At 61.0% G+C, this 24742-nt stretch carries 30 protein-coding genes; 13 read left to right on the top strand and 17 right to left on the bottom strand.

The features are described from left to right. Nucleotides 1-3 precede the first annotated feature (3 nt). From hcnC to hcnA, 3 genes are read right to left on the bottom strand one after another with little or no spacing between them, the layout of a single operon-like run. Nucleotides 4-1263, bottom strand: a complete 1260-nt coding sequence (gene hcnC, locus M5B44_RS24350; protein ID WP_248740782.1) for a cyanide-forming glycine dehydrogenase subunit HcnC — start codon at nt 1261-1263, stop codon at nt 4-6. Next, on the bottom strand, nt 1256-2665 hold the full coding sequence (gene hcnB, locus M5B44_RS24345; protein ID WP_134826278.1) for a cyanide-forming glycine dehydrogenase subunit HcnB: 1410 nt from the start codon (nt 2663-2665) through the stop codon (nt 1256-1258). Before hcnB ends, hcnC begins: the two co-directional genes overlap by 8 nt. Next, entirely contained in the window at nt 2662-2976 is a 315-nt protein-coding gene (gene hcnA, locus M5B44_RS24340; RefSeq protein ID WP_248740781.1) for a cyanide-forming glycine dehydrogenase subunit HcnA, read from the bottom strand. The genes hcnB and hcnA overlap by 4 nt, the downstream gene beginning before the upstream one ends. Before the next feature lie 438 nt (nt 2977-3414). Between hcnA and M5B44_RS24335 the strand changes: the two genes are divergently transcribed. Together M5B44_RS24335 and M5B44_RS24330 are read left to right on the top strand one after the other, a co-directional pair. Further along, entirely contained in the window at nt 3415-4314 is a 900-nt protein-coding gene (locus M5B44_RS24335) for a DMT family transporter (RefSeq protein WP_248740780.1), read from the top strand. A gap of 97 nt (nt 4315-4411) precedes the next feature. Continuing rightward, nucleotides 4412-5029, top strand: coding sequence for a class I SAM-dependent methyltransferase (locus M5B44_RS24330; RefSeq protein WP_085711553.1), 618 nt, complete (start codon nt 4412-4414; stop codon nt 5027-5029). A gap of 35 nt (nt 5030-5064) precedes the next feature. Here M5B44_RS24330 and M5B44_RS24325 read toward each other — a convergent pair whose 3' ends face one another. The 3 genes from M5B44_RS24325 to M5B44_RS24315 form a co-directional block, all read right to left on the bottom strand. Continuing rightward, on the bottom strand, nt 5065-5421 hold the full coding sequence (locus M5B44_RS24325; RefSeq protein WP_248740779.1) for a glyoxalase superfamily protein: 357 nt from the start codon (nt 5419-5421) through the stop codon (nt 5065-5067). A gap of 301 nt (nt 5422-5722) precedes the next feature. Beyond that, complete coding sequence (locus M5B44_RS24320) at nt 5723-6661, bottom strand: hypothetical protein (protein WP_248740778.1); 939 nt, start codon at nt 6659-6661, stop codon at nt 5723-5725. A gap of 190 nt (nt 6662-6851) precedes the next feature. Further along, nucleotides 6852-7160 (bottom strand): hypothetical protein, encoded by a 309-nt coding sequence (locus tag M5B44_RS24315; RefSeq protein ID WP_371320932.1) that lies wholly within the window; start codon nt 7158-7160, stop codon nt 6852-6854. Between the two features lie 203 nt (nt 7161-7363). On the opposite strand from M5B44_RS24315, the gene M5B44_RS24310 reads away from it, so the two are divergent. Together M5B44_RS24310 and M5B44_RS24305 are read left to right on the top strand one after the other, a co-directional pair. After that, nucleotides 7364-8047 (top strand): response regulator transcription factor, encoded by a 684-nt coding sequence (locus tag M5B44_RS24310; RefSeq protein ID WP_085711556.1) that lies wholly within the window; start codon nt 7364-7366, stop codon nt 8045-8047. Continuing rightward, entirely contained in the window at nt 8025-9419 is a 1395-nt protein-coding gene (locus M5B44_RS24305) for a sensor histidine kinase (protein WP_248740776.1), read from the top strand. Before M5B44_RS24310 ends, M5B44_RS24305 begins: the two co-directional genes overlap by 23 nt. A gap of 123 nt (nt 9420-9542) precedes the next feature. Here M5B44_RS24305 and M5B44_RS24300 read toward each other — a convergent pair whose 3' ends face one another. From M5B44_RS24300 to M5B44_RS24290, 3 genes are read right to left on the bottom strand one after another with little or no spacing between them, the layout of a single operon-like run. Next, nucleotides 9543-9953 (bottom strand): SRPBCC family protein, encoded by a 411-nt coding sequence (locus M5B44_RS24300; protein ID WP_248740775.1) that lies wholly within the window; start codon nt 9951-9953, stop codon nt 9543-9545. A gap of 24 nt (nt 9954-9977) precedes the next feature. Further along, on the bottom strand, nt 9978-10775 hold the full coding sequence (locus M5B44_RS24295; protein ID WP_248740774.1) for an SDR family NAD(P)-dependent oxidoreductase: 798 nt from the start codon (nt 10773-10775) through the stop codon (nt 9978-9980). Continuing rightward, on the bottom strand, nt 10772-11794 hold the full coding sequence (locus M5B44_RS24290) for an aldo/keto reductase (RefSeq protein ID WP_248740773.1): 1023 nt from the start codon (nt 11792-11794) through the stop codon (nt 10772-10774). The genes M5B44_RS24295 and M5B44_RS24290 overlap by 4 nt, the downstream gene beginning before the upstream one ends. A gap of 113 nt (nt 11795-11907) precedes the next feature. Between M5B44_RS24290 and M5B44_RS24285 the strand changes: the two genes are divergently transcribed. After that, nucleotides 11908-12804 carry a LysR substrate-binding domain-containing protein gene (locus M5B44_RS24285; RefSeq protein ID WP_248740772.1) on the top strand — a complete coding sequence of 299 codons (897 nt, stop codon included), beginning with the start codon at nt 11908-11910 and terminating at the stop codon, nt 12802-12804. A gap of 13 nt (nt 12805-12817) precedes the next feature. On the opposite strand, the gene M5B44_RS24280 is transcribed toward M5B44_RS24285, so the two are convergent. Next, nucleotides 12818-13735, bottom strand: a complete 918-nt coding sequence (locus M5B44_RS24280; RefSeq protein WP_248740771.1) for a pyridoxal-phosphate dependent enzyme — start codon at nt 13733-13735, stop codon at nt 12818-12820. Between the two features lie 153 nt (nt 13736-13888). On the opposite strand from M5B44_RS24280, the gene M5B44_RS24275 reads away from it, so the two are divergent. Further along, nucleotides 13889-14548, top strand: a complete 660-nt coding sequence (locus tag M5B44_RS24275; protein ID WP_248740770.1) for a methyltransferase family protein — start codon at nt 13889-13891, stop codon at nt 14546-14548. Here M5B44_RS24275 and M5B44_RS24270 read toward each other — a convergent pair. Further along, a complete protein-coding gene (locus tag M5B44_RS24270; RefSeq protein WP_248740769.1) occupies nt 14542-15210 on the bottom strand; it encodes an HAD family hydrolase in 669 nt (222 codons plus the stop codon). The two genes, M5B44_RS24275 and M5B44_RS24270, sit on opposite strands and share 7 nt — an antisense overlap. A 63-nt stretch (nt 15211-15273) precedes the next feature. After that, complete coding sequence (locus M5B44_RS24265) at nt 15274-15687, bottom strand: response regulator (RefSeq protein WP_085711565.1); 414 nt, start codon at nt 15685-15687, stop codon at nt 15274-15276. Between the two features lie 187 nt (nt 15688-15874). On the opposite strand from M5B44_RS24265, the gene M5B44_RS24260 reads away from it, so the two are divergent. Then, nucleotides 15875-16816 (top strand): class I SAM-dependent methyltransferase, encoded by a 942-nt coding sequence (locus M5B44_RS24260; RefSeq protein WP_248740768.1) that lies wholly within the window; start codon nt 15875-15877, stop codon nt 16814-16816. On the opposite strand, the gene M5B44_RS24255 is transcribed toward M5B44_RS24260, so the two are convergent. Then, entirely contained in the window at nt 16813-17397 is a 585-nt protein-coding gene (locus M5B44_RS24255) for an NAD(P)H-dependent oxidoreductase (RefSeq protein ID WP_248740767.1), read from the bottom strand. The two genes, M5B44_RS24260 and M5B44_RS24255, sit on opposite strands and share 4 nt — an antisense overlap. Nucleotides 17398-17497: 100 nt before the next feature. Between M5B44_RS24255 and M5B44_RS24250 the strand changes: the two genes are divergently transcribed. Then, the gene (locus tag M5B44_RS24250; protein WP_248740766.1) at nt 17498-18139 is read left to right on the top strand and encodes a TetR/AcrR family transcriptional regulator; all 642 of its coding nucleotides are present in this window, start codon (nt 17498-17500) and stop codon (nt 18137-18139) included. Between the two features lie 183 nt (nt 18140-18322). Here the strand turns inward: M5B44_RS24250 and M5B44_RS24245 are convergent, their stop codons facing one another. Further along, nucleotides 18323-18949 carry a TetR/AcrR family transcriptional regulator gene (locus M5B44_RS24245; protein ID WP_248740765.1) on the bottom strand — a complete coding sequence of 209 codons (627 nt, stop codon included), beginning with the start codon at nt 18947-18949 and terminating at the stop codon, nt 18323-18325. A 164-nt stretch (nt 18950-19113) separates the two neighbouring features. Between M5B44_RS24245 and M5B44_RS24240 the strand changes: the two genes are divergently transcribed. Continuing rightward, nucleotides 19114-19554, top strand: coding sequence for a hotdog fold domain-containing protein (locus tag M5B44_RS24240; RefSeq protein WP_248740764.1), 441 nt, complete (start codon nt 19114-19116; stop codon nt 19552-19554). 65 nt (nt 19555-19619) lie between these two features. Here M5B44_RS24240 and M5B44_RS24235 read toward each other — a convergent pair whose 3' ends face one another. Continuing rightward, nucleotides 19620-20306, bottom strand: a complete 687-nt coding sequence (locus M5B44_RS24235; protein WP_248740763.1) for a GNAT family N-acetyltransferase — start codon at nt 20304-20306, stop codon at nt 19620-19622. Between the two features lie 156 nt (nt 20307-20462). Here M5B44_RS24235 and M5B44_RS24230 point away from each other — a divergent pair, with 156 nt between their 5' ends. From M5B44_RS24230 to M5B44_RS24220, 3 genes are all read left to right on the top strand, one after another. Continuing rightward, the gene (locus tag M5B44_RS24230; RefSeq protein ID WP_248740762.1) at nt 20463-20948 is read left to right on the top strand and encodes a DUF3592 domain-containing protein; all 486 of its coding nucleotides are present in this window, start codon (nt 20463-20465) and stop codon (nt 20946-20948) included. Nucleotides 20949-21075: 127 nt separating this feature from the next. Then, a complete protein-coding gene (locus tag M5B44_RS24225) occupies nt 21076-21402 on the top strand; it encodes a YXWGXW repeat-containing protein (RefSeq protein WP_248740761.1) in 327 nt (108 codons plus the stop codon). Between the two features lie 42 nt (nt 21403-21444). Beyond that, nucleotides 21445-21657, top strand: a complete 213-nt coding sequence (locus tag M5B44_RS24220; protein WP_085732108.1) for a YXWGXW repeat-containing protein — start codon at nt 21445-21447, stop codon at nt 21655-21657. A 6-nt stretch (nt 21658-21663) separates the two neighbouring features. Here the strand turns inward: M5B44_RS24220 and M5B44_RS24215 are convergent, their stop codons facing one another. After that, nucleotides 21664-22221 carry a YceI family protein gene (locus M5B44_RS24215; protein ID WP_248740760.1) on the bottom strand — a complete coding sequence of 186 codons (558 nt, stop codon included), beginning with the start codon at nt 22219-22221 and terminating at the stop codon, nt 21664-21666. Between the two features lie 54 nt (nt 22222-22275). Continuing rightward, nucleotides 22276-23181: a LysR family transcriptional regulator gene (locus M5B44_RS24210; protein ID WP_248740759.1), complete on the bottom strand. Its 906-nt coding sequence runs from the start codon at nt 23179-23181 to the stop codon at nt 22276-22278. Between the two features lie 120 nt (nt 23182-23301). Here M5B44_RS24210 and M5B44_RS24205 point away from each other — a divergent pair, with 120 nt between their 5' ends. Beyond that, on the top strand, nt 23302-24732 hold the full coding sequence (locus M5B44_RS24205; RefSeq protein WP_248740758.1) for an amidase: 1431 nt from the start codon (nt 23302-23304) through the stop codon (nt 24730-24732). Nucleotides 24733-24742 lie beyond the last annotated feature (10 nt).

Below are 24742 nucleotides of genomic sequence, written 5' to 3'. Positions count from 1 at the left end.
TGATCAGGCCATCTCCAGCGCCCGCTCCTCCTTCTCGGGCGCTACTGCAAACCGGTCCGCCAGAAACGGCGTGATATCCAGCGGCAGCGGTTCATCGTTGACCAGTTTGTCCAGCAATACCCCGGTGATCGCCGACGTCAGCACCCCGGTGCGGAAGTGCCCGCAGGCGTTCAGGTAACCCTCCACCCCGGCCATCGGCCCGAGAATCGGCAACTCATCCGGCGAACCCGGCCGCAGCCCGGCCCAGGTGCGCTTGAGGTTGATGTCCGCCAGCTCCGGCAGGCAACGCACCGCGCCCTGCACCAGCCCGGCGATTTCCGGCCAGGTGGTGGTGACGTCGAAGCCTTTGTCCTCGGTGGTGCTGCCGATCAGGATCTCGCCGTTGTCCTTCTGCGCCATGTAGCAATCGCTGGTGGTCAGGCAACCGTTGAGGATTTTCGGCAGGCGTTCGGTGAGCAGGATCTGGCCTTTCACCGGTTTTACCGGAATGCGGATGCCTGTGGCCCACTCGCTCAAGTCCGCTGCCCACGCGCCAGCGGCGTTGATCAGGGTCTTGCAGTGGAACACCCCGGCTTCGGCCGTTTGCACGCCGGTTACTCGCGTACCGTGATGCAGAACGCCGGTGATGTTGGTGTTGACGTACATGTCCACGCCATTCTGCCGGGCGCCTTCGGCGTAGGCGTCGGCGAGGCGGAACGGGCTGACCTGGTGGTCGCAGAGAAACTCCAGCGCACCGCGCGCTTCATGGCTGACGCTCGGCTCGGATTCGCGTAATGCCGCCTGATCGAGCCAGCGCACCTGATCCGCCAGATGCGGAATGCAGCCGACGATATGCTCGGCGTACAACCGGTCCTCATCGTCATAGATGACGAACTTGAGCCCGGTTTTCTCGAACTTGAAATCCATCCCGTGGTTGTCCTTCAGCTCACGGTGCAGCGCCGGGTACAGCGCGTTGGACTGCAAGGCGAAATCGAAGAACGACGGCGGCAGGATGTGCGGCGTGCTGGAGTCCACCGCTACCGCCGCGCCCTGGGTTTCACGCTTGCGGTTGGCCGACATCATGCGGAAGAAAATCACCCCGCAACCCAGCCCCACGGACTCACCGATGGCCCACAAGCCACCGGCCGACGCGCGGGTGGCGTTGCCCGGACGCTTGGCGTCGATCATCGCGACCTTGAGGTTTTTGCGCTTGGACAACTGATAGGCGATGGACGCGCCGATCACACCGCCGCCGGCGATGACCACGTCATAGAACTTACTCATGGGAAACGGCCTCCGTGCCGAGGGACTGGAACGCGGAAAAAGGAATCGGATCGACCGGAAAACGCGGCCGCAGCCAGCCGACATCCTTGCGCCCGGTGGCCTGACGCAGGCGGTCGCTGCAATAGCCGACGCACATCCGCCCCTGGCAGTCGCCCATGCTCACGCGGGTGCGCATTTTCAGGCTGGCGATGTCTTGCACGCCCTGCTCCAGCGCGCGGTCGATGTCGGCGCGGGTCGCGTGTTCGCAACGGCAGATCACCGTGTCGGCAGCCGGCAATGCGATTTGCCCGACACCACGCTCGGTGTAGCGATCCACCGCCGCGCGGAAACGCACGATGGCTTTGAGTTTGCCCAGGTAACGGTCGCGACGGACCCGCGCCAGTTCCTCTTCCAGCACACCGCGTTGCAGCAGGATCGAAGTGGCGGCGATCTTGCCGGCCAGCATCGCCGCTTCACCGCCGCGAATCCCGCCCATGTCGCCAGCCAGATGCACGTGGGGTTCGCTGCTCTGCTGCCAGATGTTGGAATTGGCGCGCAGGTAACCGTCGTCACTGAAGCCGTGATCCAGGCCCATTTGCTGGCTCAACTGAGTACGCGGAATGAAGCCGTAGCCGACCGCCAGCGTTTTCGCTTCGAAGCGCTCGACGCGGCTCATGTCCGGCTCCCACGTCGCCGAGTACGGCGCCACGCTGACGCTTTTCAGTTCGCCTTCGCCGTGCGCCTCGACCACGCCCCAGCCGTAGTTCATCGGGATGCCGTGCAGTTTCAGGTAGGCCAGCATGCTCAAGCCATCGAGGAACAGTTGCGGCTTGTTCAGCAGCGCCAGGCTTTCCTTGGCAATCTTGCCGAACGCGCAGGCCTCGTAGACGCCGACCACGCTCACGCCGGACGCGTGCAGCTGGGTCGCCACCAGCGGCAACAGCGGCCCGGTGCCGGCGATGACCACCGGCCCCTGAGGTTTGACCACACCACTTTTGATCTGCAATTGCAGGCCGCCGAGCATGATGACGCCGGGCAGCGTCCAGCCGGGAAACGGCACGCTGCGCTCGTGACAACCGGCGGCCATCACCAGTTGCGGATAGCTGATTTCATGCAGGCGCTCATCGCCATCGAGCACCACCAGCGAGCGGGTGCCTTCGGCGCCGACCACCCGGTGATGCAGGCGCACGTCGATCAGCCCGGCCTGCTCCTGAAAGTCGCCGTGCAGTTTGCTCAACGCCTCGGAGTAACGCGGCCCCAGATAATCCAGTTGCACGCCGTCCCGCAGCGGCCCGCGATAGACCACACCGCCAAGGCGCGACGCCTCTTCAAGCAATGTGCTGCGCACACCATGGCGCGCCAGTTCGATGGCCGCCGCCATGCCCGCCGGCCCACCGCCGACAATGACCGGATGCTGGCTCATGGCGCCTCCTGCCCGTGAATGCGGTTGACCTGGGTTTCGACCTGCATACCGTCACGCACCACGGTCTGGCAGGCGCGGCGCTTGTGCCGGCCGTTGATTTTCACCAGACAGCACTGGCACACGCCCATGCCGCAATAGGCACCGCTGACCTGGTTGTGATCGTTGCGTGCGACCTGGCGCACGCCGAGGGACTGAATGACGCTGAGCACGGTTTCGCCGATGGCGGCGGTGACCGGCTGGCCGTTGATGTGGACTGTCATATCCGCCTGCGCCAAGGGCTGGATATCGAAGGTTCTTTCTAGGCAGTGCATTGCGATGATCATCCGTGAAAAGGTTCAGGTGAGGTTGAAACAGCTCCTTGCTGCACTACACCTCGCCGGCACGTGGGGGTTTTCCTCTCTATCGTGCCAACAGGCTTACTCCGTCTGCGCAGCAAAATGTGAGCGCAAGCAATGTAGTCGATCCAGCGGCAAGGGCCGGGTTCTTTTACGTTAGGGGATATCGTCGGGGCGAATATTGATCCATGCCAGTGAAATGCACCGCTTTTCTGGGACAGCCGAGTCTGCTCTGAAAGCCGCCTAAACATATGAAAAAAAGGCATATACAAAGGATTGGATCCAACCTGTTATTTTTAAAGGATATTTTAAATCCGGGAGACGACTCCGATTAAAAGTCCACTTAACTGTAATTGACGACAAAATCGCCCCGCCTATAATCGGCTACCTTCTCGATGGACGACTGTATTTTCTATGGACAGAAAAGTAATCACGTCAAACATTTTGTTGTTGGCGGCCGCTGTGATTTGGGGTTGTGCGTTTGTTCCGCAAAAGATCGGCATGAGTTCAATCGGGCCTTTCTGGTATACGGGATTACGCTTCGCGCTCGGGACCCTGCTGATACTTCCCTTTATTCTTTTTGAAAAAAATACCCGGCCGCTTTCGTGGAAAGACTGGTCATCGGGGATCGTGATTGGCCTGATATTGTTCGGAGGAATAAACCTTCAACAAATTGCGTTGATGTACGCCTCTGTAGCGAACACCGGTTTTATTACCGGATTGTATGTAGCGCTGGTTCCGATATTGTGCAGCTTCTTCGGGCACCGATATTCTCCTGGCGTCTGGTTCGGTGTAGTCCTTGCGACAATGGGACTTTATCTTCTCAGTGTTCATGGCAACCTTAGTGTCAACCCCGGCGATCTATTGACACTGGCCAGTGCATTTTTCTGGGCTTTTCAAGTCATTGCATTGTCGACGTTCGGACATCGGCTTCCACCTATCAGACTGGCCGTTGTCCAGTCCGGAACCTGCGTTGTACTTTCCCTGGCCATCGCTGTGGTTTCGGAGCCGATTTCCTTCGAAATGATATCCAACGCCAAAATCCCGCTCTTATATGGTGGAGTATTGTCTGTCGCCATCGGTTTCACCTTACAGGTACTTGCCCAGCGGCATATAAAGGCAGCGCACAGTGCAATCATTCTAAGTATTGAAGCCGTGTTTGCAGCGGTTGCCGGATGGCTCATATTGAACGAATCACTTGGCCCGAAAGAGCTGGCCGGTTGCGCCCTTATATTGGCCGGCACGCTACTGTCGCAACTATCGCCGGAAAAACCACCGAAGGAAAAACGCACCCTGGTGCATGAACCTTCGTGAGGTGATGCCTTTCCCGTTCATTTGATCGCTATTTCCGAGCAGTCTCTGCAGCGTACTGACGCGCCCGTTTTTCGTGTAAACAACCAAGGAGAAGGTAATGAGCACCACAGAGAAAGAGACGCTATCGGAAGACGAGCGCGAGGCGCTCACGGCGGACCCGGAGCGCCAGGACGAAGCCCATACCAGCGGGGCCTACGGCTATTTGTCCGATGCCACGCTGGCGACCCGGTATTCGGTCATCTCGGGACTCGTCGAGCAATATGATTGCGCCGGCGTACTCGATATAGGGTGTTATGTAGGTGGCTTGCGAGGCGCCATCAATCGAAACCGCTCTTACCACGGTATCGATATTTCCGAAAATGCAATCAAGGATGCCATTGCCCACTATGGTGATTACGAACGAACAACGTTCAGCGTGGGGGATATACGCAGTGAATCAGCCAAACTTCCGCAATACCCGTGCGTGGTGTGGGCCGGAATCGGATTTGGTTATTCTGACAAGGACAACCGTTCATTTGCTGACTTGTTCAAAAAAGCCTGGGACTTGTGCAGTGACAATGGCGTGCTGATCTTTGAATGCATTGAAGATTACGCGTGGGTGCAATCTCACATCGAAGCCACCAGCAAATTACTGACCACTTTCCACGTTACTTACTCACTGGCATCCGTTCATAACCGCAGGGCGGTTTTTGTCGCTAGAAAAGTACTTAAATGATAAACGCTGCAGCCTTGGCTGCAGCGTTTTATTTTTCAACGTGACGGACTCACAAAACGGATGTGATTGCCAAACGGATCATCTATTTCCAGAACGTGATTCTTGCCGGCTTTTATAATTGCGAACTTGTTGCTGGGCAAACCACGCTTCAACTCAATGTAAAGACTGTCGATATCGCTGACCGATACCAGAATTGTCGTGCCTGGCTCCGCATCACCTTCATGCTCTGTCAAATGAATAATTAAATCTCCCTTGCTGACCTGAAGGTAAGCAGGATAATCATTGCGTCGATGTTCCCAATCCATCGAAAAACCCAGGCGATCCAGGTAATACTCACGCGCCAACTTTTCAGACGATATCTTGAAGATTGGAATTGCGGTTGAAAGCTCCATGCTTACGCCACCGAGTCAGTTGAAAACCCGGGTGAAAATACAATTGCAACCCTGCTCGGTCAAGCGCTTTGAAGGGCTGATCAACACCCCGTAAAAGCCGATCGAGGCTACTATCATTCGAAACAATATCTCGCCCTCCAAACAGCACAAAGCCAGTCAATTTAATTATTGACTGGCTTTGTGCTTTACAGGATTTAAAGATCGTTAAAGGTCAGTGCACGAACAACGCAATCAGAATAATGATCGGGATTGGCACGCCGAGGAAAAACAGCAGTAATGAGCGCATGGTGATGCTCCTTGATTAACGGACTGGGGGCACAGTGGTCGTGGTGTAGGTATCGACTTCAACGTACTCGACAGCATCCCGGCGGCGACCGCCGAAGGTGGCCGACAGGCTGGCGAAGAACGCACCGGCCAGCAGCGCGATGAACATCCACAGCGAGGTCCAGGCAGCGACTTTGGCGGCGGTGTCAGCGGCCTGCTGTGCTTTGACCTTGGCGTCGGCAATTGCCTTTTGCGTACGGGCGTAGATTTCATCGACGCGACGCTCGGCATCGGCCTGGCTCAGGTTGGTGCGTTGCGCCACCAGTTGCGCGAGGTAAGTACGATCCTCGGGGCTGAGCTGACCGTTAGCCAGGCTCTGGGCGAAGATCCGGGTCACGGTGCCGCGAGCGGCGTCATCGCTGACAGCAGCGGGACGATCATCGCGGAACAGGCTGTCGACGAAGTAACCGTACTGGTCGCTGCTGGTGTTGGCCGCAGCCGTGCCGGCGGCCTGAGTCATGGCACTGGCGGCACCACCGGCGACACTCGCACCGGCCTGCACACCACCACTGACGATGCTGCTGACCGAGCCGACCACCAGCGTCGCGGTCACCAGCGTTGCCACGCACCAGGCGAGGAAGCCGTGGGCGGTGTCGCGAAAATACACCTCGTCACCGTGCATGTTCGCCCACTTCACCCGCAGACGACCGGCAATGTAGCCACCCAGGCCGGAAGCGATGATTTGCGTCGCCGCGAGCCAGACGATCGTTGAAATGCCCAGGCCCTTGGCGCTGACGCCCTCCCCGGCCCACGGTGAAACAGCTGAGAAGCCCAGACCGAAACCGAGCAGCACCAGAATCATCGACAGTGCCGCAGCGGCTGCGGCCCCGGCGAAGATCGCGCCCCAGGACACCCCTGAGACGTTGCTCGACTCGCCTTCGAAGGCAGGATAAAACCCATCAGAGGATCTATTCATTGTTGTTCTGCTCCCGGCATGAAAAATGGTGTTACAACTCGTCAGCAGATGAATTGCAGTGACCGTGCCAGTCGCCAACATTAAATAAATCGTTGTAATTCAATTAGTTAAAAAGAATGAACTTCCCGGGACCATGCAATTTGCAACAAAGGCTCGAGAGCAGCGGGTTTTATGCATTGGCACAAACCGTTTACTTGCGTTTGTAGCTCTTCTTGCCGCTGGGCGTCAGGCAATACACGCCGCCGCGTGGCCCGGTGCAAAACGAACCGGTGCCACAATCGCAGCCGTCATTGCTTTGCAGAAACTGCTGGGGCCGTGCCTGTTCACGGATGCCGAACATGGCGGCGCAGCTTTTTTTCGAACCGCTGATGGAGCCGTCATTGCACAGAAACAGATCGCCATCGCAGCGATCGATGCCCCCTTTCTTCCCGGAACACGGGGTGTTGGCGGCCAATGCCGAAGCACTGAACAGCGCCAGAAGTATCCCGGCCATCGGCATCCAGCCACCGCGAATCAACTTGCCCACGGAATCTCTCCCTCGAAAATGTGGCCAGATGATATCAATGTTTCAGGAAATAAATCGGTAACCACGACGGGTCTTTTGCGTTTGTATCAACTACAACATGAAAGTTAATTTAAAGCGTTATTGCAAAATCTTGGCAAAATGCTGCCATTCCGTTTGAACCGATCAGCAGGCCCACCATGACTCGCATCCTGACCATCGAAGACGACGCCGTGACCGCCCGGGAAATCGTCGCCGAACTGAGCAGCCACGGCCTCGACGTGGATTGGGTCGACAACGGCCGCGAAGGCCTCGACCGCGCCGTCAGCGGCAATTACGACCTGATTACCCTCGACCGCATGCTGCCCGAACTCGATGGCCTGGCCATCGTCACTACCTTGCGCACCATGGGCGTGTCCACGCCGATCCTGATGATCAGTGCCCTGTCCGATGTCGACGAACGTGTACGCGGCCTGCGCGCCGGCGGTGACGATTACCTGACCAAACCCTTCGCCACCGACGAGATGGCCGCCCGGGTCGAAGTGTTGCTGCGCCGCCAGAACAACGGCGGCACCCAGCCCACCACCCTGCGTGTGGCGGACCTGGAACTGGACCTGATCAGCCACGAAGCCAGCCGCGCCGAGCAGGTGCTGACGCTGCTGCCGACCGAATACAAACTGCTGGAATTCCTGATGCGCAACAGCGGCCAGATCCTGTCGCGGATGATGATTTTCGAGGAAGTCTGGGGTTATCACTTCGACCCGGGCACCAACCTGATCGACGTGCACATCGGCCGTCTGCGCAAGAAGATCGACCCGCCGGGCAACGTCCCGCTGATCCGCACGGTGCGAGGCTCGGGTTATGTCATTGCCGAACCCGTCTGACGGTTGGCGTTCTTCCAGCAGCCGGCTGCTGGCGCTTTACAGTTCGTTGTTCGTGGCCTGGAGCGGGATCCTCATGGGGGTCATGTATTTCGAGGTGTCCGGTTACCTCGACAACCTGGCCAAGCATTCGCTGATGCAGCGTCAGCACCTGTTCTCGCACTTTCGTGGTGAGCAACTGGAAGACGCGCTCGCCGCCAGCATGACCTTCGACATTCGCGGCATCGACGCCTACGGCCTGTTCGCCGCCGACCACACCTATCTCGGCGGGGCCTTGCAGCAGATGCCTGCCGGCCTGCCGCTGGACGGCAAGATCCACGAACTGCGCGACTGCTCCGAATCCGACGACCCGACCCTGCCCGCCGACAGCTGCGATGCGGTCGCCACGCCGACCCGCGACGGTCGCTGGCTGGTGCTGGTGCGCGACAACGGTTCGCTGTTCGCCGTGACCCGAATCATCCTGCGTGCCCTGCTCTGGGGTGTTTCTCTGACGATCGTGCCGGGGATCATCGGCTGGCATTTGCTGCGGCGTCGGCCGTTGCGACGCATACGAGCGATTCAGGCCAGTGCCCAGTCAATCGTTGCCGGTGACCTGACCCACCGCTTGCCCGTGTCCAATCGCCGCGATGAACTGGACATGCTCGCCGCCATCGTCAACGCCATGCTCGATCGCATCGAGCGCCTGATGAACGAAGTCAAAGGCGTCTGCGACAACATCGCCCACGACCTGCGCACCCCGCTGACCCGCCTGCGGGCGCAGTTGTATCGCATGCAGCAGCAGGCCGGCGAAGGCTCGCCGGAGGCGGCTCAACTGGATCTGGTGCTGGCCGAGGCGGATACGCTGATGGCGCGTTTTCGGGGTTTGCTGAGGATTTCCGAACTGGAAGATCGGCAGCGCCGTTCCGGCTTCATCGAGCTGGATCCAGTGCGGTTGCTGCAGGAACTGCATGAGTTCTACCTGCCGCTGGCCGAAGAGGACGAACTGCGTTTCGAACTGAACATGCCGGAAACCCTGCCGATGCTCAATGGTGACCGGGCGCTGTTGTTCGAAGCGCTGGCCAACCTGCTGAGCAACTCGATCAAGTTCACCCCGCCAGGCGGCACGGTGATTTTGCGTGGAGTGAATGATGCGGGGCATACACGGATCGAAGTGCACGATTCCGGCCCCGGCATTCCCGAGTCGGAGCGGGAAGCGGTGTTTCAGCGTTTCTATCGTGCAGAGGGTGGGCAACCGCAAAGCGGTTTCGGGCTGGGACTGTCGATCGTTGCAGCGATTGTCAGCCTGCACGGGTTCAGTCTTGAGGTGGGTCGCAGCGATCTGGGCGGGGCGAAACTGGTGCTTGATTGTCGGCAGAGTCTGATTTCACAGTCCTGAACCTCATATGCTCCCCGTGTGGGAGCCAGCCTGCTGGCGATAACGGTGTGTCAGTCAATCAATAGTTGAATGATGGACCGCTATCGCTAGCAGGCTAGCTCCCACAGGAGGGCTTGCACAGACTCAGGCCGGGTAGTTGGCGCGCAGCGCTTCAAGTCCACCCTGATAGATGCCGCTGAACAGCGCCACCACTTCCTCGTCGCTCACGCCCTTGGCGGTGAAGCGTCCCGACCAAGTCACCTTCGCGCCCTGGCCCTGGGCTTCCACGCGAATCGTCGCCAGATAATCCGTGGCGGGAAACGGTGCCTGCAGGATCGAATAGCTGTAGGTCTTGCCGGCGTTATCGAAGCTTTCCAGGCGCTCGACCACTACCCCGCCGTCGGCGGTTTGCAGGCTGCGCACACGTCCGCCTTCACTCAGTTCACTCTTGGGAATGAACGGCAGCCAGTCCGGCAGCGTGTTGAAGCCGCCGATCAATTGCCAGACCTGATCGGCCGAAGCCGGGATGTCGATGGATGCTGATGCTGTTGCCATAAATAAATGTCTCTCTCAAAAAATTCAGATTGCCAGGCTGTCGACCACACCGCCGTCAACGCGCAGTGCGGCGCCGGTGGTGGCCGAGGACAGCGGTGAAGCGATGTAGGTCACCAGGTGCGCGACTTCTTCGACATTGGCCACGCGCTGGATGATCGAGGTCGGACGTGCCCGGCGCACAAACGCGTCGGCTTCGTCCCGCAGGCTGCGACCGGATTCGGCGGCGGCATCCTTGAGCATCTCTTCGACGCCGTCGGTGAAGGTCGGCCCCGGCAGGATCGCATTGACCGTGACGCCAGTGCCGGCCAGCCGTTTGGCCAGACCATGGGACACCGCGAGGTTGGCGCTTTTGGTCACGCCGTAGTTGATCATGTCGGCCGGGGTCGCCACGCCGGATTCCGAAGACAGGAAAATCACCCGGCCCCAGCCCTGCTCGACCATCGCCGGCACGTAATGCCGCGACAGGCGCACGCCGGAGATCACGTTGATTTCATAGAAGCGCGTCCACTCATCGTCCGGCGCATCGAAGAAATCCACGGCGTTGTAGATCCCGAGGTTGTTCACCAGGATGTCGGCCTTCGGTTCGGCGGCGAACAGTTTCTGCGCACCTTCGGCCGTGCCCAGGTCCGCCGTCAGACCGCGCAGTTTCGCGCCCGGCACTTTGTCGCGGATGCTCGCCAGTGCCTGCTCGACCTTGGCCGAGTCGCGACCGATCACCACCACCGTGGCGCCCGCCTCGGCCAGTGACTGGCTGATGCCCAAACCGATACCCGCCGTGCTGCCGCTGACAATCGCCAGTTTTCCGCTCAGATCGATCTTCATGCTTTCACCTCGTCGATAGGTAATGGTGCACGTTCGGACACCAGTTTCGCTTCACGCATGGCCTGCCAGAAACCGGCAGGAATCACTGCCGACAGCGCCGCCACGTCCTCGGCGATCCGCCCGGGTTTGCTTGCGCCGGGAATCACCGCCGCCACGGCCGGATTGGCCAGGGAGAATTGCAGCGCCGCTGCTTTTACATCCACACCATGGGCCGCCGCGATACGTTTGATCTGCTCGACCTTGGCAACGATTTCAGGGCTGGCCTTCTGGTATTCGAAGTGCGCGCCACCGGCCAGGATCCCCGAGCTATAAGGGCCGCCGACGACGATTTCAACGTTCTGCGCCCGCGCCGAATCCATCAGGCGCTGCAGGGCCCGTTCGTGGTCGAGAAGAGTGTAGCGGCCGGCCAGCAGAAAGCCGTCGGGCTGCGCCTCGGTCAGATCAAGGGTCAATTCGCAGGGTTCAACCTTGTTCACGCCCAGGCCCCAGCCCTTGATCACGCCCTCTTCACGCAAGCGGGTGAGGACTTTGAAGGCGCCGGTGCGGGCCTGGTTGAAATACTCCAGCCATTGGTCGCCGTAGAAATCCTGGGCGATGTCGTGGACCCAGACGATGTCGAGGCGATCGGTTTTCAGGCGCTTGAGGCTGTCTTCGATCGAGCGCAAGGTGGCGTCGGCGCTGTAGTCGTTGACGATCTTGTTCGGGCGGCCGTGTTCGAACACCCCGCTTTTTTCGCCCAGATCCCGGGCGGCGGCGTCTTCGACTTCATCGAGAATCACCCGGCCGACCTTGGTGCTGAGCACATAGTCGTCGCGCTTGTAGCGGGACAGTGCTTCGCCAAGGCGGATTTCCGACAGGCCCGAGCCGTAGAACGGCGCGGTGTCGAAATAACGCACGCCGGCATCCCACGCCGCATGCACGGTGGCCTGGGCTTCTTCCTCGGGAATGGCGCGGAACATGTTGCCCAGTGGCGCGGTGCCGAAGCCCAGTTGGCCGGGCAGTTTGTCTTTCAAACTCATGGGGATTTCCTCGTAGTGTCTGGGTCGTGGTTGACCGTTGAGCAGATCCTAGATTGCGCCACTCAGACCGTCCAAGACATAATTCGCAGCACTTGAGTCCCTGAAGGTCTGACATGATCGATATCCGCCAATTGCGCTACTTCGTAGTCGTCGCCGAGGAAGAGCACGTCGGCCGTGCAGCCGAGCGCCTGCATATTTCCCAGTCGCCCCTGAGCCGGCAGATCGCCCAGCTCGAAGAGCGCCTGGGTCTGACCCTGTTCGAACGCAGCCAGCAACGCATCCGCCTGACCCGCGACGGCCAGACGTTCCTCGCCGAAACCCGCGCCCTGCTGACCCACGCCAATCGCCTGGAATCCCTCGGCAAACGCCTGGGCCGTGGCGAAGAAGGAGGCTTGTGCATCGGCTACATCGAGAACGCCATGCACGCGGGCGTCCTGCCCAACGCCTTGCGTGTGCTGCGGGGGGATCGGCCGAACGTGCATGTCGCGCTGTACAACCTCAACTCTGCCGAACAGCTGGAAGGGCTGCGTCAGCGCAGCCTCGACATTGCACTGGTCAGTGAACCGCCGGCGGCGGACGATCCGGATCTGCTGGGTTTTCAGGTACTGGACGACCCGATGCTGCTGGCGCTGCCGGAACAGCATCCGCTGGCGACTCAGGCTTCGCTGAGCCCGGAGGATCTGGCCACTCAGGAATGGATCGGCGTGCAACCGCGTCAGGATGCGTGCGACGACTTCCTCAGCGCCTGCCTGCGCGCCGGCTTCACCCCGGATGTGCGCATGCAGGCAACCGAGCCATTCACCGCACTGGGGCTGGTCGCTTCGGGGCTGGGGATTGCAATGATCCAGAAAGGCTTGAGCCACAACGCCCCGCCGGGTGTGGTGTTGCGGGAAGTGCCGTGGCTGGCGTTTACCACGCCGTTGTGGGCGGCGTGGCATCGGGTCAATTTGCGACCGTTGGTGGAGACATTCAGGACGATGCTGACGGGGCCGGATATTTCTGGCGCCTGATTGAAGGCGCGGTTCAGCCCCCCAACCGCGCCCACCCCGCCACCAACTGCGCACTGATACTCACCCCACCACAAACAACAACCACCACGTCCCGAGCTTCCGCCAGCGCCGGATGATCAAGATAAGCCACCGCGAGCGACACTCCGCACGCCGGCTCCACCAGTTGCCGCAATTCACTGGCATAGCGCACCACACCCATGATCGCGTCGTCATCGGACAGCACCAGGCATTCGTGATCGAACTCGCCGATGTGCTGCACCGGCCACTCCGCCACCTGCGCGGCGCCCAGGGAGGTGGCGACGGTGTCGATCTTGCTCAGGCGCACCGGGTGGCCGGCCTGAACGGCGGCGGCAAACGAGGCGGCGCCCTGGGTTTCGCAGGCGATGATCCTGCAGTCGCGTCGGCCATGGCGGAGCAGTCCGGTGAGGATCCCTGCCAGCAATCCCCCGCCGCCGACCGAGGTGACCACGGTGTCGACCTGCGGGCAGTCTTCGAGGATTTCATCGATCATTGTGCTGTGCCCCTCCCACAACACCGGGTGGTCGAAGGCCGGGACGTATTCGGTGTCTGCCGCGCTGGCCAGTTCCCGCGCACGCTGATTGGCTTCGTCCCAGACCTTGCCATGGACAATGACTTCGGCGCCGGTGCGGCGAATCCGTGCGCGGGTCGCTTCGGGGGTGGTGTGCGGCACCACGATGCAGGCTTGCAGCCCCAGACTGGCCGCCGCCACCGCTGTGGCGAGGCCGGCGTTGCCACCGGACGGGCAGACGACTTTGTGTTTGCCCTGCACCGCCGCCTGACTGCACAACAAGCCCATGCCCCGCAGCTTGAAGGAGCCGCTGGGTTGCAGATTTTCCAGTTTCAACCAGATACGCCGGGAGGTGGTCGACAGGGTCGGATGGAGGATCAACGGCGTGCGGATGTGCAGCATGGCGGGCTCCTGATGACGCCACGCACGCAATGGCGCGTGGACGGTTGAAGTCGAAGCGTCCCTGTCTTCAGCTTAGTCCACCCTGTTCCCGGAACAGTAAACGCCGGGGATCGTGCCGGGATCTACACTGAACGGAACAGCCGTGAGGTGCCTATGAAAATGTCAGCGCAAATGACCGTGGTCGCGGTGCTCGCCACCCTCGCCTATCTGGGCCTGGCGATGTGGGGCATCGGCGGCGTGGCGGTGTTCTTCTCCCACGGATCACTGGTGGTCGTGGCCCTGGCGACGCTGGTGATGGTGGTGGTGTCGTTGTTCAGCGAAGTGAACCTCAGTTCCGGCGAGCGCGAGGACCGGGCCAATCGCTGGGTGCTTCCGGCGTTCGGCGTGATCGGACTGGTCAGTGGTTTTCTGCCGGCTTATTGCGACCGAATCGGTTTCTGGACCGTGGGCAGCGAAGGCACCCGCTGGCTGGGGGCGTTGCTGTTCATTACCGGTGGTGCGTTGCGGTTATGGCCGGTGTTCGTGCTCGGGCATCGGTTCAGCGGACTGGTGGCGATTCAGCCGGGGCACCGTCTGGTAACCGATGGCATCTACACACGCCTGCGCAATCCCAGCTATCTGGGGCTGGTCGTCAATGCACTGGGCTGGGCCCTGGCATTTCGTTCAGTGGTCGGGATCCTGCTGGCGGCGCTCACGCTGATCCCGCTGATCGCCCGTATCCACTCAGAGGAAGCCTTGCTACGCACCCAGTTCGGCGCCGAATACGACGCCTACTGCGCGCGCAGCTGGCGGTTGTTGCCGGGTGTTTACTGAGGTTGCAGACGCAACTGGCCGTCGCTGTCGATGCTCAGCGCAATCTCGCGGTAGCTGGCGATGGTCGCGTGCGGAGTCTTGATCGGATGCTGGTGGGTCGACGTGATGATCATCAACGGCGCACCTGCCGCCTCAGCGGCCTGGATGCCGACCGTTGCGTCTTCGAAAATCAGGCAATCGGCCGGTTCCAGACCCAGACGTTTCGCAGCCAGTCTATAGCCAGCCGGGTCAGGTTTACCTGCCGTCACGTCTTCGGCCGTGATCATCACCGCCGGCTCGGGAATCCCCGCCGCCGCCATCCGCCGCAACGCCAGATCCCGTGGCGCCGAGGTCACCATGGCCCACTGATTTGCCGGCAACGACTTGAGAAACGTCGCCGCACCCGGAATCTCGACAATGCCTTCAACGTCTTCGATTTCCGCCTCGGTGATGAACGCCGCTTGCGCTTCGGCGTCCACCCCCGGCAGGTTCAGACGCGTGATGGTGTCGATGGCGCGCACGCCGTGGATGGTCGGCAGAAAGGTCTCGACATCCACGCCATGACGCTCGGCCCAGGCCGCCCAGATCCGCTCGGCGGCGGCGATGGAGTTGAGGACGGTGCCGTCCATGTCGAACAGGAACGCGCCGAACGCGCGATTGAAAACAGCATCGTGAGCAGACAAGGGATCGCATCCTTAGGCAGAGCCGGGCAAATGTGCCCGGCAATGTAGCATCTGCCGCAGGCTTCAGTGCAGACGCGGCGCCTTGGATTTGAACGCGCCGTCCACGCAATCGAGCAACTGGCCGATGGCCCAGGGCTTCTTGATGAACGCCACCGGATGGCGGACGCCGGAGGTTTCCGGCGTTTCATAGCCGGACATGACCATCACCGGTTTTTCCGGCCAGCGCTCGCCGACCAGATTAGCCAGGTCCGCCCCGTTGAGGGTGCCAGGCATGGTGATGTCGGTGAGCAGCAGCGCGACTTCCGGCGCGTGCTCTTCCAGGTACTGCGACGCCGCATCGGCACTGGTCTGCGGCTCGACCTTGAAACCTTCCTCCTGAAGAATTTCGCACAGAAACTCCAGAATCAACGGATCGTCTTCCACTACCAGAATCAACCCGCCAGGAAGGTGCGCGCTCGACGTCGGAATTGGACACATGAACTGGCACTCCCTGAATTGCATGAACGATTTAGCGGCATGATCCCGCTGCTTATCTGGTATGAGCAGCGCCTTGTACATAAATTCATTTTTGATACAGGTCTTTTCGATAACGTCGCTCGGCGGGCCATCGCCACGGCGTATTTGTGGTTAAAATGCCCGCCCTTTTGCTGGCCGATCCCGATTGATGAACCCTCAAGCCCTCGCCGTTCTCCACGCCCACCTGCTTACCGCGCTGACTTCGGCACCAGCCGAAACCCGGCGCCTGTTCCATGGTCGTGGACGCTGCTGGCCGGGGCTGGAGCAAGTCACCGTGGACTGGCTGCAAGGCGTGGTGCTGGTGTCGCTGTTCAAGGAACCCGAGGCTTCGCAGCTGGAAGACCTCAAGCGTCTGTCGCTGGAGATCACTCATTCGGAGCAATGGCAGCAGTCCGGCGCCCATACCCTGCTGATCCAGCACCGCTACCTGCCGCAAAGCACCGCCGAATGGCTGCTGGGGGACGAGATCGACGAGATGACCATCGTCGAGGGCGGGCTGAAATACCGCGTGGATCTGGGCCGCAAGCAGAACGCCGGACTGTTCCTCGACATGCGTTACGGCCGCAACTGGGTGCGCGAGCAGTCTGCCGGCAAACGGGTGCTGAACCTGTTCGCCTACACCTGCGGTTTTTCGGTGGCGGCCATCGAGGGCGGTGCCAGCCATGTGGTCAACCTCGACATGTCCCGCGCGGCGCTGAGCCGGGGCCGCGACAATCACCGCCTGAACGGGCATGACCTGAGCAAGGTGAGTTTCCTCGGCCACGACCTGTTCAAGTCCTGGGGCAAGGTGATCAACAGCGGCCCGTACGATCTGGTGATCATCGACCCGCCGTCATTCCAGAAAGGCAGCTTCCTGCTGACCAAGGATTACCAGCGCGTGCTGCGCCGCCTGCCGGAACTGCTGACGGCACAGGGCACGGTGCTGGCGTGCATGAACGATCCGTCGTTCGGTCCGGACTTCCTGATCGACGGCGTGACCCAGGAGGCGCCGAGCCTGCATTTCGAGCAGCGGCTGGAAAACCCGCCGGAGTTTCCGGATATCGATCCGGAAAGTGGTCTGAAGGCGCTGGTCTTCAAACGCATCGACTAGCGAAACAACCCTTGTCCGAGCTCGCGCGCTGCCTGCAGCTGCACCGCAGGATCGCTCGACTCGGACTCCAGCAACAACGCCGAGCCTGCCACCGTCGCCCCGCAGTAATCGAAAATCCCGTGATCGATCTGCGTCTTCATCGCCGTGCCGTAGCCGTGGCGTTCGTAGGTCCGTGCATCGGCCCCGCCGAGTGCGACCAGATGCACGCGCAGGCGTCCGAGTTTCTTCAGGGTCGAATCGCCGCCGAAATCAAACGCCCAGCCATTACTGAACACCCGATCGATCCAGCCTGTGAGCAGCGCCGGCATCGACCACCAGAACACCGGATACACCAGCACCAGCGCATCGGCGCGGTCGATGCGTGCCTGCTCGGCCAGCACATCCGCCGGTGGTGCGGATTCACGGTGATGCACCGCCCAGTCGGCCACGCCAAAACGCGGATCGAATTCCTCGGCGTGCAGGTCAGCGATTTCGAAGGTGTTGGACGGATCGTTCTCCGACAGGCCTTTGGCGATTTTCTGCGCCAGTGCATGAGTCAGCGAACGGGGATCGTCATGAGCCACAACAATCAATGCGTGCATGGGAAGTCTCCGGGTGGTGAATGTTCATCAGGGGCTATATGCTGTTCGCAAGCTACTCTTGGTAAGTTACCTTCAGTAAGTTACGTTTGGTATATAAGCAATGTCAACCACTGAAATCCCCGAATCCGTTCAACCCCGCCGACGCCTGTCCCGGGAAGACCGTCAGCGCCAGTTGCTCGACATGGCCTGGCAATTGATTCGCGAAGAAGGCACCGATGCCCTGACCCTGGGTTATCTGGCGGAAAAGGCCGGCGTGACCAAACCGGTGGTGTATGACCACTTCACCACCCGCGCCGGTTTGCTGGCGGCGCTGTATCAGGATTTCGACAGGCGCCAGACCGCACTGATGGATGCCGCGCTGGACAATTGCGAGGCGACGTTGAGCGGCACTGCCTCGGTGATTGCCACGTCGTATGTCGACTGCGTGCTGACTCAGGGCAACGAGATTCCGGGGGTGATCGCTGCGCTGGCGAGCACGCCGGAACTGGAGAAGATCAAGCGCGAATACGAGGCGATTTTCCTGGAGAAATGCCGCCGTGTGCTGTCGCCGTTCGCTGGCGGTGGTGACATTACCCAGGCGGGATTGCGCGCCATGCTCGGTGCCGCCGAGGCGTTGTCTCAAGCTGCGGCCACCGATGAAATCAGCGCCGCACAAGCCCGCGACGAGTTGTTTGCAACCATCACCGCGATGGTCGAAAGGGCCGCCGCCAGCGCCGCAAAGCAAGTGACTGACGGTACTTGAGGCCGCCCGGGCACCTTCCTAGGATGGAGATACGCAGCCGCTTGGTTCGCCAAACCGCTGCGTAGGTGCGGGTGCCCTGAACCCCAATCAAGCCCGCACCTTGTTTCACGCGCATCTTGAGCCTCACGGGCTCTACTTCCTCCCCGTCAAAGAGTCTTGAGGCTCTTTTTTTGTCTCTGAAAATCAGCGTTCCGGTTCGCGGCGGATCGAGCGCCACGTGGCCTGCGCCAGCAACTCGCGATAAGCCTTCGGACTGCCCTGCACTCTTCCCGACAACCACGCGCGGCAATAGCTGTCGGCCTGGCCGACGATCAGTGACGGCAGCAATTCGGCCGGGCATTCATTGAGTTCGGCGGCGCGTCCGGATTCGCTTAGCCAGGTGCGCAGACCTTGGTTGCGCGTCCGGTTACGGTCGGCGAGTTCGTCCTTGTGCGGCCCCCGGGTCACGGCATAACGCGCGTGATATTGGAACCGCGCCCATTCCGGCTGGTTTTCCACCCAGTCCACATAGCTGTAGACCAATGCCTGCACGCCCTCCTCGGTCGTTGTCGCCTCGGCCAGATAGGCGTCACGCAAGCGCGCCTGATCTTCCAGCGCAGTGAAAAACAACGCGGCCACCAGCCCTTCCTTGTTGCCGAAGTGGTGGTAGATCGCACCGACACTGGTGTCGCACTCGGCACGGATCATTTCGATGGTGGTGGCCTCGATCCCCTGTTCGTTGAACAGGCGCAAGGCCTGGCGAAAGATGTCGCGCTTGAGTTCGGCCCGGCGGCCGGGGTAGCTGCGCTCGAGTAGATCTGCGGTGTCCATGGGGTTGAAGGCCTTGTAAATCCGGTTGAAAGGCACGCCCGTGCCGGTGATCGAAACGCGCCTAGGTTGACAGATTTCCCACGGACAGAATACCGTTCCGTTACAGAACAATATTCTGTAACGGAACATCATTCTGTAAATTCCCCTAATCGCGAGGCTTCACCATGAGTCAGTTTCTCAGCATGTTCACCAGCGCCGGCCCCGAAGCGTTCAGCCAGATGGCTTGTCAGGTCGCGCCGTATTTCAGCAGCATCAATCCGTTGGTCAGCGAGCTGCGCGCAGGCTCGGCGACGGTGCAGGTGCCGTTCCGCCGCGAGATCACCAACCACCTCGGCACCGTACACGCCATTGCCATGTGCAACGCCGCTGAACTCGCGGCAGGGATGATGACCGACGTGTCGATTCCCGCCGGCGCCCGCTGGATTCCCAAAGGCATGACCGTCGAATACCTGGCCAAGGCCAAATCCGATGTCACAGCCGTGGCCAATGGCGAAGGGCTGGACTGGCAGACCGAAGGCGACAAGATCGTGCCGGTGGACATCCACGACGCCGAGGGCAAGAAGGTGTTCACGGCGCGGATCACCATGAATGTGAAGCTGTCCTGAAATCACGGGCACAAAAAAGCCCTTGCTGCGGTCATCGCAACAAGGGCTTTTTGCCGTTGGCCGGATCAGTGCACGGTCAGGCGCTGGCGGACAAATTCTTCGGTGTGACGGGTGACTTGGTCCAGATGCCGGTCGCGCTGTTTTTCGGCATCGACCATTGCCCGTTTGCCGTGCTTCTGCAGCAGGTAGGTGTGGATCTGCTGCACTTCCAGCGAGCGGTAGATCGGCGTGGTGTCGATAAATCCGCGCAAACCGTTGCTGCGGTAATGCCGGGTGCTCATCAGCACCTGAGTCTCCAGCTGGCCCAGCACTTCAAAGCCCAGCGCCTCGAAATACGGGACTTTACCCACGCTGCACGTCAGTTCGGCATGGGGGTAACGCGCAACCATTTCAGCAATCAACGCACGGGCCACGCCCTGGCGGCGATGCTGCTGATCGACCGCCAAGTACGCCACATTGCACGCTTCCCAATCGCCTTGGACCGGCAGATACAACAGAAAGCCGATCACCTGTTCCGGATCATCGTCGTCGGTGGCCACCAGCAACTCCACTTCGGTGCCCTTCTCGCCGTTCAGCGCCTCCAGATACAAATGCACCTCGTAGCCGACCGCGTACTGATAGACGTTGTACAGCAGGTTGCTTGGGCCGAGACCGATCGCGCTGATGTCGGTCAGGTAGTCGACCACCATTTGCAGGATCTGGCTGTTGACGCCTTCGGCGCACGGGGATTTGTAGTGGGTGATGCGGGGCATGGCGGGTGAACTCCGGCGGTAAAACACAGGTTGCCACCGGGCTGACCGTGGCAAACGCCGACATCATACCGCGCCCGGGCGCGGACACCGGCTAAAGTTGCCCGCACCGCCGCCGATGCAGGCTTTCTCTATTCCGAAATCACGAAGGATCGTCCGATGTACTACCCGCGCGAAGCCCAAAGGGATCATCTCTACAACCGTATCGTGATGTTGACTGTCGCATGCTGTGTAGTGTTGCTGCTGGCCGGCATGGCCCGCCATCAGGGCATTCGTTATGGTCTGTTGCAGTTCAACGCCATGGAAGTCAGCGGCACCGTCACGCAACTGGAAGAGATCCGGATGAACCGGAACGGCAAGATCCTTCACTACCGCTACACCGACGATCAGGGGCAGAGCCACGAAGATCAGTTCGTCGACGAGCGCTACGCCGAGCACACGCAATATGAAGTGGGCGGGCCGATCCCTCTGCTGGTTTCACGATGGCTGCCGGAAAAGAACGCCATTGCCGCCGAACTGCACAGCTACCGTCCGGGCTTCTACATCATGACCGGCGGCCTGTTGCTCGGGGTTTTGTTCCTGCTGATCTCGGGCAGGACGTTCTGGCAGATCCAGGCCATGAAAGAAGAAGATCGTTTCTACTGATTCATCCTCTTTTTCCGGCGCCGTTCCTGACAAAAATTTCATCCGGCCGGCGTCGGATCTTTCGCCGATTTGGCGTCCAATTCTTCAACTGCGTTCATTTTCCCGACGCAGGTCCTGAGGAGTTGTCATGAACGTTCTGCGTTCCCTGTTGAAATGGCGAAAAGCCCTGCTGCTGGTGCCGCTGACGCTGGCCGCGCTGGCCAGTTCCCCCGTGTTTGCCAAACCCGAAATGATCATCCGCGAAGCACCGCCACCGATGCGCATGGAACCGATGCCCGGTCCACGGGCAGGTTATGCCTGGGATCGCGGCCACTGGCGCTGGGAAGGACGGGGTTATGTCTGGATGCCCGGTCACTGGCAACCGGTGCGTCACCACGGCGCACGCTGGGAACCCGGCCACTGGCAGGCGCGCGGGCCGAACTGGTACTGGATTGAAGGCCATTGGGTGCGTTGATCGCGCAACCGTCCGCCAACGTTACCCACCAGGAACATCACCATGTCGAAAACCATAAAAACCTTGATCACCGCCACGCTGGTGGCAATCACCCTGTCGGGCTGTGTCGTCGAACCGGCGCGCCCGCACCGGCCACCACCGATCGTCGAAGTGGTTCCGGCGATGCCTGCGCCGGGTTATCACTGGGTCGCCGGGCACTACCGCTGGGCCGGCAACCAGTGGCGCTGGGTGCCGGGGCACTGGCGGGCGTATTGAGTCCGGTCACTGGGCCGGCGCAACGACCTTGAACTTGATCGCGATGTCGTTCGAAACCACGGTGTCGGCCCACTCGCCGGCACCGAGGCCGAAGGCATCGCGCTTGAGCACCAGTTCACCGTCGAAGATGCCGATGCTGTTATCCGGTTTCAGATGCACCGGCACCTGTACTTCATGGGTGATGCCTTTGAGGGTGAGCCGGCCGGCCACCAGGTAATGGTTTTCATCGACCCTGCTGAAACCGGTCGATTCGAACACTGCCGTCGGAAACTTTTGCGTGTCGAACCAGGCCGGTTTCACCAGTTCGGTATTGGCGTCCTCGCTGCCGGCGTCGATGCTCGTGAGGTCAATGTGCAACGTGGTGCGGGCGTTGCTCAGATTGGCAGTGTCGAAGTCCAGCGTCGCGTCGAACTTGCCGAACGTGCCATACATCCGCGAACCCATCTGGTTGTAGGTGAAGCTGATCTGGCTGGCGGCGGTATTGACCCGGGTGTACTCCACCGCCTGCGCCGTCGGCATGACGATCAGGCAACACACGGCAGCCAACAACAATCGAATCGACATGGGATGCTCCGGCGCCTCGGTGGGCCTCGATTGACTTAAGCAAACAACCGCCGCTTACGCCACTCCGTCCGGCATGTGCGCTTTCAGGTATCCGATCAACGCCGTCACCTTGGGCGATGGCAGATGCTCGCGAGCCGTGACCGCGTTGAGATCCTGCGGCGGGCCGATCCACTCCGGCAACACCCGGATCAGGCGTCCGGCCTGCACATCCGCTTTCATGCTCTGGTCCATCGCCAGGCTCAGTCCCTCGCCGGCAAGCAACGCGTCGTGCAACAGCGCCGGGTCGTTGGCCAGGATGGAGGGTTCGACACGATAGTCTCTCAGGCGTGCCCCTTCCCGCCGCAATGGCCAGACATAACCGACATCGCGCCGGGCCTGATGCAGCGTCAACGTCTGATGGTGAAGCAATTCTTCCGGGGATTGTGGCGCTCCATGGCGCGCCAAGTACTGCGGGGCCGCGTAAATACCGGTGGGAAAGTTTGCGAGTTTGCGGGCGATCAGACTCGAATCCGGTAATGCCCCCAGCCGCAGCGCCACGTCGATCTCCTCGCCCACCAGATCCAGCGGCACATGAGAGGCCAGAATCTCCAGACGAATCTCCGGATACGCCTGACGAAACCCCGCCAGCAGCGGCGCAAACCAGCTCACCCCGAATGAAAACGGCACCGTCACCCGCAACCAGCCACGGGGCCCGTCACGCAATTGATGCACCGCCCGTTCGGCATGCTCGAGTGTGTCGGCGATGGATTTGCACTGCTCGTAATACACCGCGCCGGCCTCGGTCAGGCTCAACTGGCGGGTGGTGCGCCGCAGCAGTTGCACCCCGATGGCCTGTTCCAGCTCGCGCACCCGCCGGCTGACCGTGGTTTTCGGTATCTGCAACGTATGGGCGGCGGCGGTGAAACTGCCGAGGCGCACCACGCAGGCAAAAACCAGTGTGTCGTTCAAGTCGCGGATCATTTCGGGCCTGCCTGAGAACAATCAACTGTGCCACCCATGGCATATTTCATGCCGCGATTATGGGCTAATCAGCCGAGACCCTGCGACCTAATATCGACGCTCCCTCTCGGAGTGCTATCCATGAACCTCAACGAATACGCCGAACATGACGGCATCGGCCTCGCACAACTGGTTGCCTCAGGCGAAGTCCACGCCAAAGAGCTGACCGCTCTGGCCATCGAAGCGATACAGCAGGTCAACCCGGCGATCAACGCCGTCATCGAGCACTGGACACCGACCGCGACCACGGGCAGCGGCCCCCTGGCCGGGGTGCCGTTTCTGATCAAGGACCTGGCGATCACCGCAGCCGGACGGCGCAATGAACTGGGCAGCCGACTCGCCCAAGGCCTGGTCGCGCAAAGCGACTCCAGTCTGATGCAGCGCTTCAACGCCGCCGGGCTCATCACCCTGGGCCGAACTACCACGCCGGAAATGGCGTTCAGCACCGAAACCGACTCCCTCCTGCAAGGCCCGACCCGCAACCCGTGGAACACGCAACTCTCCGCCGGAGGCTCAAGCGGTGGCGCCGGTGCGGCGGTCGCAGCGGGTATCGTGCCGATCGCCCATGCCACCGACGCGGCAGGATCGATCCGCGTTCCGGCCGCTTTCAACGGGCTGGTGGGCCTCAAGCCGACGCGCGGCCGCAGCTCTCACGGGCCATTGATGGATGAAGTGTTCGCCGGGCTCGGCGTGCAATTGGGCCTGTCGCGGACGGTGCGCGACAGCGCGGCGCTGATGGATGTGGTGCAGGGCTGTGCGCCGGGAGATCCTTATTACACGGCGGCACCGGCCGAAGGTTTTCTGGCTCAGGTTGGCCGCGATCCTGGACGGTTGCGTATCGGTTTGCTCGATGCTCCGTGGAACGGGGCCAGCGTCGATCCCGAGATCAGTGATGCCACGGCCCGTGTTGCCCGTGAGCTTGAATCCCTCGGCCATCAGGTTGAAACCGTGCGGGCGCCGCTCGGCCTGTCGTGGGACGCGTTCGTCGAGGCCAACGCGCACATCTGGTGTGCGAGTCTGGTGCGCTGGATCGACCATCTCGCCGCTGCGACCCGGCGGCCAGTCGATCGCAACACCTTGGAACCAGCCACCCTCGCCTGCTATGCCTTCGGTCAACAATCGCGCGGTACGGATTTCGCCGCCGCGCTGGAAGTGCGCAACAGCGTCGCCCGGCAAGTGGCCGCGTGGTTCGAGTCCATCGACATCCTGCTGACCCCGACCCTGCCGCAACTGCCGCAAGCCATCGGCCTCTACAATCGAGACGCCGACAGACTGGATGGTCTGCAATGGACGGCGCGAGTGTTCGAGCATTCGCCCTTCACCCCGGTGTTCAACGTTGCGGGAACACCGGCCATCTCCCTGCCATTGGGAATTTCACACAGCGGCCTGCCGATCGGTGTGCAACTGGCGGCACGCTTCGGGGCTGACGATGTTCTGTTGCGTCTGGCCGCGCAACTGGAGCGGGCGTTGCCGTGGCATCACCAGCGGCCGCTGATTCACGCTGGCCGCTGAAAGCAAAAAG

The organism is Pseudomonas sp. MWU12-2029, from assembly GCF_023242425.1.
In the GTDB taxonomy this organism is placed as follows: domain Bacteria; phylum Pseudomonadota; class Gammaproteobacteria; order Pseudomonadales; family Pseudomonadaceae; genus Aquipseudomonas; species Aquipseudomonas kribbensis.
This window is presented reverse-complemented; position numbering and strand designations above follow the sequence as displayed.